Below are 7,923 nucleotides of genomic sequence, written 5' to 3'. Positions count from 1 at the left end.
TGGTGGCAACAGCTTCTTAAGTACCGCTTCTTTCCTTTCTGGTGAATAGTGTTTCACTCATTCCTCATCAGCCCCCTGTTCAAGTTTTCAACAATTTAGGGGGTGACATCTATCCTGACACAGGGGGATGATACGGGAGAATCAACAGGAATTGTTATTGACATTGTTAAAACGACGATGGAAGCACTTGACAAAGAAACAGTATTTAGCTATGCGCCTCCTGCCAGAGTGGTAAGCATGCTGCGCAATAAATCAATTGATGCTGGTGTCGTCGTATTGATCAATCCTGGTGTTGTTCTTGAATCCTTAGTGTGTAGCCAACCTTTAGTTACAGTGCCGTTTGGTTTGTATTTAGAAGCATCAAGCCCGCACCGCTCTCCGAATATTCCCTGGGACCAACTAAAAATTGGTGCGCAGAGTCTCAGTCATGCTGATTGGCCACCAGAATTTGAAAAGCTTAATATCCAATTCTTTAAGAACCCAGTGCTTATTTTTAGATCGCTAAAGGCGAAAAGAGTTAACTCAATAGTTAGCTCGGCTTTAATTGTTGAGCATTTATCAGAGGTTTTTCAAATTAAAATGGAGGCCAGGGAACATGTAGGCTACATGAGTGCTGTGCTTTGTTTTTCTGTTGAAGGATTCGGGGAGGCCGCCGAATTACTGGCTGATCAGTTTACGAAAAGCTATTTCGATATTGTGGATAACCAGTCAGAACGTCTTTCACCAACAACATTACGTGCGATTAAACTATTTGATAGTAGAGGCCCCCCAGGACCTTGACGAATATAGAACTACCACCTGTAAGGCGTAGCATCAAGTAATAACCGCTATGCCTATTAAGGTACATACGACCAATGTTACACAGGTTGGTCTTTAGACCCTGTTAATCATTAAGCTTCTTGGTGAGGCAGTATCAGGTATTTCTCACCCGTTGCCATACGACCATATTCGGCAACAGCGTTTACGCTAATAGCATCCTCTAAAGATATTTTCTTTGCATAGTGACTGGCAAACGTTGTCGTGATTTCATCGGCTACTCGTTTGTACATTCGTTGGATGGTTTCGCTATCCGTGTCTGCCAGGAAGTGGAACAATAGCCAGCCGCCTAGATTCCAGGCAAAGCCTATACCCGCGTTAATTACCGTTGGTCTTAGATCCAGTCGGCCATAGGTATAGAGTTGTTTTTTAACGGAAGAACCATAATGGTTGTATGAGGTCATTTGGGATGCCGCAACCTGCTCCATGCACGCCAGAATCTCATAGCCTAATTTACCGCCACCAATAGCATCGAACGCGATGGTGGCTCCGGTTTCAGCGAGTGCTTTGAATAAGTCCTTTCTGAAGGTTTCTGAAGAAGAGTTAACGATATATTTAGCGCCAATCTCTTTGAGGATCTCTACTTGTTCTGGCTTACGAACAATATTGACGATATCAATACCATCTGCCTGACAGATACGGTTTAGCATGATACCCAAGTTAGAAGCCGCTGCCGTGTTTACGAGTGCTTTATGACCTCCATTATGCATTGTCTCTACAAGGCCTAAAGCTGTCATAGGGTTAACAAATGCTGAAGCCGCTTGTTCTGGAGTGATACCTTCTGGCATTGGGTTAACCAGAGAGTAATGTACGCAGCAATATTGACCGTGGTGACCGCCAGTGGCCACACTGACAACCTTCCCAATTAACGCTTGAGCTTCAGGTGAATCGCCTGCTTCAATGACAACTCCAGCACCTTCGGAGCCTGTTGCAAGTGGGCTGTCTATACGAGACTTAACCATTCTCATTAATTTGGAAGGGATGTCTGCGAGTAATTCAGTGCTATTTTCCCCTTGCTCATTTCTCAAGGTTGTTAAGTCCGCAGGGCCGAACATACTTGCCAGGTCTGTTGGATTAATGGGAGATGCTTCGATACGAATAACAATCTCTTCAGATTTAGGTGCAGGGATATCTACTTTTTCTAAAGATAATTTTAGTGTTTGATTAGATCCCGTTGTGGAGAATAGTTGTAGCCCAGTAGTCATAGGTTATTCCGTTGTTGAATATTGACGTTATTGCGTTATGAAGGCAGTGTTTCAAATTCAATGGGGCGTGTATATCAAAAACCATGTATTAAATCATAATGTGCCGATCGTTCCGTAATTGTCAACAAGTTCAGAACTTGAATGATGATCGTGGCTTGAATTCATAGTAAACCTATTTATTAGGTCAAGAAGATTAATCGCCTTCAATTCTTAGCCCCTGTTTGTGGTCTTCGCTTTCATCATAGCTATACGCAATTGATCTTGGTCAATTATTAGTCAAATTCAATGTCAGGACCTAAACCCCTGGTAAATACGCGGGTTACAAGGCGATTCAACGTCTGATTTGTGCTTTTGGTGCTGAAATCTGATGGGTATAGCACACAAAATCCTTGAGTGGCCGACCAAGTTGGAGTAGTGTATAACTATTGGATGGTCGACCAAGTTAGTGTGGTGTATAAGCCACGCAATGACTATCTTAGCCCCTATATCAACAGGAGATTTACTATGTCTGACTTAGCACCGTCTAACCAAGAAGCTCAAAAGGCTGGAGAGGCACTGAAGCAAAGAGTTCGTGAGATTTTGCCTATCATTGCCAAAAACGCTGAAAAGACCGATGCAAATCGTTCTGTTGCTGAGGAAAACATTGAGCTGCTGAAAGCAGCTGGGTTTACGCGTGCACTTCAGCCTAAAGCCTTTGGTGGTTTAGAAATTGAAGCGCCAAGTTATGGCCCTATTTTGATGGAGATTGCGGAAAATTGTTCATCAACGGCTTGGGTTGCAGGTCTATTAGCCCAGCATTCTCATATGATTGCTATAATGAGTGAAGAGCTTCAGCAAGAGATCTGGGGTAAAGATACCAGCGTTTTAGTTTCTTCTTCAGTTGCGCCAATTCTTGAAGCTAAGCCCGTAGATGGCGGCGTTATACTGGACGGTACCTGGGGCTGGTCAAGTGGTTGTGACCATGCCGACTGGGCTCTGCTTGGCTTCAAGCGTGCGGTTCCAGAGCTGGATAATATGATGATCCCACACATGGCATGCGTACCTAGAACTGACTATGAAATCATTGATGACTGGCACACGGCTGGCCTGAAGGGTACCGGTAGTAAGACTCTGAAACTTAAAAATGTTTTTGTGCCAGAGCACCGTATTGATGGTTCCATTGAACTGGCTACAGGCCAATCAAAAGGTTTTGGCTCTCATCCCGGTAAGATCTTCCACTCCCCCTTCGCTAGCTACTTTGCATTAGGTTTCTCTGTAACAGCTCTGGGTACCGCGAAAGCTTTCATCAATCTTTACAAAGAGAAGCAGTCTAAGCGTGTGCGTGCGTATACCGGTGCAAAAGCTGCTGATAGCGCTCCAGCCTATATGCGACTGGCTGAGTCTGTGCTTCAGGTGCGAGCTGCTGAAACGCGACTGGCGCAAGATTGGAGTGAGGTGGCTCAGCATTGTAATGAGCTAAGACTACCTGATGAGTCAATGAGCACCAGCTGGCGTGCAAGCCAAACCTATGTGACTAACCAAGCTATCGAAGCTGTGAATCGTTTGTACACGGGCAGTGGTGGTAGTGCATGGTTCGATAACAATCGTATGCAAAAGCTGTGGCGTGATGTAAACATGGCGGGTTCCCATGCCTACTCAGACCTTGATGTTGCCAAACAAACATATGGTCGTCATTTGATGGATATTGAGCCTGACATGGACTTGTTCTAATTAGTTCAGTCTGAAATTTATTGAATCTAATAGGTTAGTTATGAAATTTTGTAGTTTTGTTTCGGAAGGGCAGAAGTCTTACGGCTTTGAAACAGCGGATGGCCAAATTGCCGACCTGAGGCTTGTATTGGGAGCGAAAGCCCCTGCTACATTAGCCGATTTTATGGAAGAAGTTGTCAGTGGTGATATCTCTTTAGATTCGCTGATGGCGGAAGACTTTTCTCAGGATTACAAGAAAGATCCTGCTCTTCTAACCATGCTGGCCCCTATCCCACGTCCAGGAAAGATTATGGGGGTCGCGATAAACAATCAGATATTTCAGGCGCTCTCTCATAGGCCTTCTGCAACCCCGGCCTTTTTCTTTTCAGTGGCAACCGCTTTAACTGGCCAAAACCAACCCATTGTTCTCAGAAAGGAATTTGGCATCACCAATCCAGAGCCAGAATTGGCGGTGATCATTGGTAAGGGTGGCAAAAACATTAAAGAAGAAGATGCTTTAGATCATGTTTTTGGTTACAGCGTTCTCAATGATGTGACCTCTCATGGATTAAAAGCGGAAGATAGTATTGAGATTATTGCTCCAGAAGGTTCTGGTTTTGAAGCTCGTTACGAAAAGTCAATGGGTTGGCGAGAGATTCGCGATGCTGATCATGCACGCAGACTGTATCTGACCTATCACGCGCGTTCTAAAGGTTGCGATACGTTTGCACCTATGGGTCCTTGGTTGGTTACCGCCGATGAGATTAGCGATCCGAATAATCTTCGTGTTCGTTCATATCAAAACGAAGAGCTTACCTTCGTGGACTCAACGGCTAATTTGACCTTCTCTGTTGAGAAGGTGATTGCGCATGCCTCACGTTATTGCACCCTGGAAACGGGGGATATTATCCATTGCGGGACTGCAGCGAAGCCAGCTGAAAATGGCAGCTTTGCGTCGATAGGTCACTGGGATCTCAACGAGTCTAATGGTGCAAAGGTGAGCATTGAGATTGAAGGCTTAGGTACCTTAGTCAACCCAGTTGTTGTAGAAGATTAGTCTTCTTACTGAAGAGGTATAACTGAAATGGCTTCTATTGATATTACTGAATTTAGAAATGCATTAGGTTCCTTTCCTACGGGCGTGACAGTTATCACCACGACCGATAGTGAAGGTAACCCTATCGCTATGACGGCTTCCAGCTTTAACTCTGTATCTTTGGATCCCCCGTTGATTCTCTGGTCTATCGGCTATGAGCGATCCTCATTACCTGCATTCAGAGAAACAGGGAAATTCGTCGTTCATGTGTTAGCTGAAGATCAGATCGATATTTCCAATAAGTTTGCTGGATCCGGGGCTGGAGATTTCTCGGAAGTCGAATATGATAATAATGATCATGGCATACCTATGCTGCCAGGGTGTGTATCGCGCTTTGAGTGTGTAACGCGTCATGAGTACGAGGGTGGTGATCACTTAATCATTGTGGGAGAGGTTGAGAGATTTGTAACGGAAGATAAGCAACCGTTACTTTTCTGTCGAGGAAAATACGCGGAGATCAAGATCGACTAGATCATTTTGGAGGTAGTATTCGTGTAAGAGTGATCTGCTCGGTGTTTTTCCGAGCAGAATAATTATCAAGATATGTTAAAAACTATTACATTGGAGAGAGATTATGTTGAACTCTGTAGCTAGTAAAACTGCATTGTTAGGTGCCTTAGGATTAATGACATCTACTGTAGGTTTCGCACAGCCAGTCCTGGAGGAGATAATTGTTACGGCACAAAAACGTGCTGAAGGTTTAACTGATGTACCTATTTCCATAGCTGCTGTCACAGGTGATTCTCTTGAGGATCAAGGTATCTTTGACATGTCTGGGCTTGTGGATTCGATTCCTAGCGTGTCCCTGCAGACGTCCCCGAATTTTAGTGTTGTAAATGTTCGTGGTGTTACTACCGGTGGTGCAAACTTAGGCTTTGAGCAATCGGTGGGTATGTATATTGATGGCTTGTATGTTAGTCGTGGAAAGCAGGCGAATAGTCCATTCTTGGATCTGGAGAGAGTTGAAGTCCTGCGTGGCCCTCAAGGTGTTTTGCAGGGTAAAAACAGTGTCGCGGGTGCCGTTGTAATTTCTACTCGTCGCCCAACTGATAAATTCGAAGCCGTTATTCGTGGTAACTATGAGTTTGAAAATGACGGTCTGGGCGTAGAGGCGGTTGTCTCTGGTCCGATTACTGACTCTTTTAAAGCCCGCCTTGTAGCCTCTACCAATAAAGTGGGTGGTTGGTTAGATACGCTACCTCGTCAAAGTTCCGATGGCAGTACTGCTTTGAAGGGCAGAAAGGATCAAAATGAATCCGAAATCGATACCATTCGTTTAAGTGCTGTATGGGATGTGAACGATGATTTCAGTGTTTTTGCGAAGTATGAGCACGCTGAGAAGAAAGTAACCGGTACCAGTTTTGGTACGACTGGAATCCAACCTGGCGCAACCATAGCAGGTACCCCTTTTCTAATCATTGATGATTTCACAACTCGCCAGCCAGGATTCGATACTATTGATAATGGTGTTGCCGCATCTGCCCGTCATGTGGAAGTCAATGCCGATGGCACAGGGGTGGTCGTTACAGACAAAGAGGACGAGCGCACTGTTGATAGCGATGCATTGACCTTGCAGCTGGATTGGGATCTGCCAATGGGTATGGTTACATCCATTAGTACCTACTCTGAGTTTGAAAGTCACTCCAACTACTCTTTCTCTCCAGCGCCATTTGATATCTTCACTCAATATGAGGAAGAAAATTTTGAGCAATTCACTCAAGAGTTAAGACTGGTTTCCCCTGGCGGTGAAACATTCGACTATGTAGTCGGTTTTTACTTTGTTGATCAGGAAATCGCCGTGCCTGATGTTAACCAGATTTATGCACTAAGTCTGAGCGGAGGTGGATTTGTGCCTACAACATTTGATCTTCAAACCAATCGAGAGTTTCAGCAAAGTGTTGAGGCATACGCAGCCTTTGGTCAGGTGACGTGGAATGTAAGTGATGTATTTCGTGTGAACGCGGGTCTGCGTTATTCATATGAAAACAAGTCGCTTGATGATCACAGTTTCCAGGTTGGCTTTTTTGACACCAGCAACCCAGGTGAAAATGCCTTTGCTGCGGGACTATTCGGTATGTCACCATTTACTTATGATGAGCTTGAAGACACGAAAATACACGAAGAAGGTGTAGATCCTAGTCTGTCAATGCAGTGGGACATGACCCCTGATACGGCGGTGTACTTATCTTATACTAAGGCTACTAAAGCTGGCGGTTTTAACGCTGTAACAACAACTGCAAATAACATCAGCTTTGATTCTGAGGAAGCTGAAGGTTACGAGCTGGGATTGAAGACTTACTTCTTCGATCACCGCATGCAGCTGAATGTGGCTCTGTTTACAACGGAGTATACTGATCAGCAAGTCAGTGTCTTGGATTCGGCGACCAATAGCTTTGTTGTAAACAATGCTGGTGCAGCGACCTCTGAGGGTCTGGAAGCTGACGTGCGTTTTGCCGCGACCTCCAATTTGGAGCTTGGAGGTGCCCTGTCATTTGTTGATGCGATATACGATGGTTTCGTCGGTGCGCCATGTTCCCCAGGCCTGAGTCTTGAGGCTGATTGTGATATTGCTACAAATTCTCGAAATGCGAAGGGTGATAAATTACCTAATGCGCCAGAGTGGAGTGGTAGTGCCTACTTCATCTATTCGTATCCTCTTGACGGTATGGGTACCATTCGGGTTCGTGGTGATGTTTTCTATAGTGATGAATTCTTCGTGGCAGTCCAGAATGATGACTACGCTGCGCAAGACTCATTTACCAAGGCTGATTTGTCGATTGGCTATGAATCCGCCGATGACAATTGGAGTGTAAACCTGGTGGGCCGTAATATTACCGATAAGAGAACAACTTCTTTCGGTGGCGGCACTGCCTTGCGAGATGGCGCCTACTGGGGTATTGCAGATGCTCCTCGAACCATCACGCTTAACGCGGATTACCGCTTCTAAATCGAGAGGGTAATCTACGTTTATTAAGTTATGACCCTCTAGGCCCATACTGCTAATTATGAGTTTGGCGGGTTCATAACTTTAGCTATGTTTATGACAAGGATGTCTAAACAACTATGTCTCTGCAGAGTTACAGTTAGTTGCTATCCCTTCTAGAGAATCGATCTCTT

At 44.9% G+C, this 7,923-nt stretch carries 6 protein-coding genes; 5 read left to right on the top strand and 1 reads right to left on the bottom strand.

The window, feature by feature from the left end; genetic code table 11:
* The first annotated feature begins 102 nt into the window (after positions 1–102).
* Positions 103–780: a hypothetical protein gene (locus HBA55_RS35825; RefSeq protein ID WP_167000757.1), complete on the top strand. Its 678-nt coding sequence runs from the start codon at positions 103–105 to the stop codon at positions 778–780.
* Positions 781–890: 110 nt separating this feature from the next.
* Here the strand turns inward: HBA55_RS35825 and HBA55_RS35820 are convergent, their stop codons facing one another.
* Entirely contained in the window at positions 891–2,021 is a 1,131-nt protein-coding gene (locus HBA55_RS35820) for a zinc-binding dehydrogenase (protein ID WP_167000755.1), read from the bottom strand.
* Positions 2,022–2,525: 504 nt separating this feature from the next.
* On the opposite strand from HBA55_RS35820, the gene HBA55_RS35815 reads away from it, so the two are divergent.
* The 4 genes from HBA55_RS35815 (at position 2,526) to HBA55_RS35800 (ending at position 7,753) form a co-directional block, all read left to right on the top strand.
* Positions 2,526–3,731 (top strand): acyl-CoA dehydrogenase family protein, encoded by a 1,206-nt coding sequence (locus tag HBA55_RS35815; RefSeq protein WP_167000753.1) that lies wholly within the window; start codon positions 2,526–2,528, stop codon positions 3,729–3,731.
* A gap of 40 nt (positions 3,732–3,771) precedes the next feature.
* Positions 3,772–4,767 carry a fumarylacetoacetate hydrolase family protein gene (locus HBA55_RS35810; RefSeq protein ID WP_167000751.1) on the top strand — a complete coding sequence of 332 codons (996 nt, stop codon included), beginning with the start codon at positions 3,772–3,774 and terminating at the stop codon, positions 4,765–4,767.
* Between the two features lie 27 nt (positions 4,768–4,794).
* Positions 4,795–5,277 carry a flavin reductase family protein gene (locus HBA55_RS35805; RefSeq protein WP_167000749.1) on the top strand — a complete coding sequence of 161 codons (483 nt, stop codon included), beginning with the start codon at positions 4,795–4,797 and terminating at the stop codon, positions 5,275–5,277.
* A gap of 103 nt (positions 5,278–5,380) precedes the next feature.
* Positions 5,381–7,753 carry a TonB-dependent receptor gene (locus tag HBA55_RS35800; RefSeq protein ID WP_167000747.1) on the top strand — a complete coding sequence of 791 codons (2,373 nt, stop codon included), beginning with the start codon at positions 5,381–5,383 and terminating at the stop codon, positions 7,751–7,753.
* Positions 7,754–7,923 lie beyond the last annotated feature (170 nt).

The sequence above is a fragment of the Pseudomaricurvus alkylphenolicus genome (assembly GCF_011683955.1).
In the GTDB taxonomy this organism is placed as follows: domain Bacteria; phylum Pseudomonadota; class Gammaproteobacteria; order Pseudomonadales; family Cellvibrionaceae; genus Pseudomaricurvus; species Pseudomaricurvus alkylphenolicus.
The sequence above is the reverse complement of the archived record's forward strand: the minus strand, read 5'-3'. Positions and strand labels throughout refer to the sequence as shown.

What these genes read in the sequence shown, in the direction of transcription:
- HBA55_RS35810 (WP_167000751.1), top strand. Translation starts at nt 3,772, where the DNA reads ATGAAATTTTGTAGTTTTGTTTCGGAAGGGCAGAAGTCTTACGGCTTT.
- HBA55_RS35805 (WP_167000749.1), top strand. Translation starts at nt 4,795, where the DNA reads ATGGCTTCTATTGATATTACTGAATTTAGAAATGCATTAGGTTCCTTT.
- HBA55_RS35815 (WP_167000753.1), top strand. Translation starts at nt 2,526, where the DNA reads ATGTCTGACTTAGCACCGTCTAACCAAGAAGCTCAAAAGGCTGGAGAG.
- HBA55_RS35820 (WP_167000755.1), bottom strand. Translation starts at nt 2,021, where the DNA reads ATGACTACTGGGCTACAACTATTCTCCACAACGGGATCTAATCAAACA.
- HBA55_RS35800 (WP_167000747.1), top strand. Translation starts at nt 5,381, where the DNA reads ATGTTGAACTCTGTAGCTAGTAAAACTGCATTGTTAGGTGCCTTAGGA.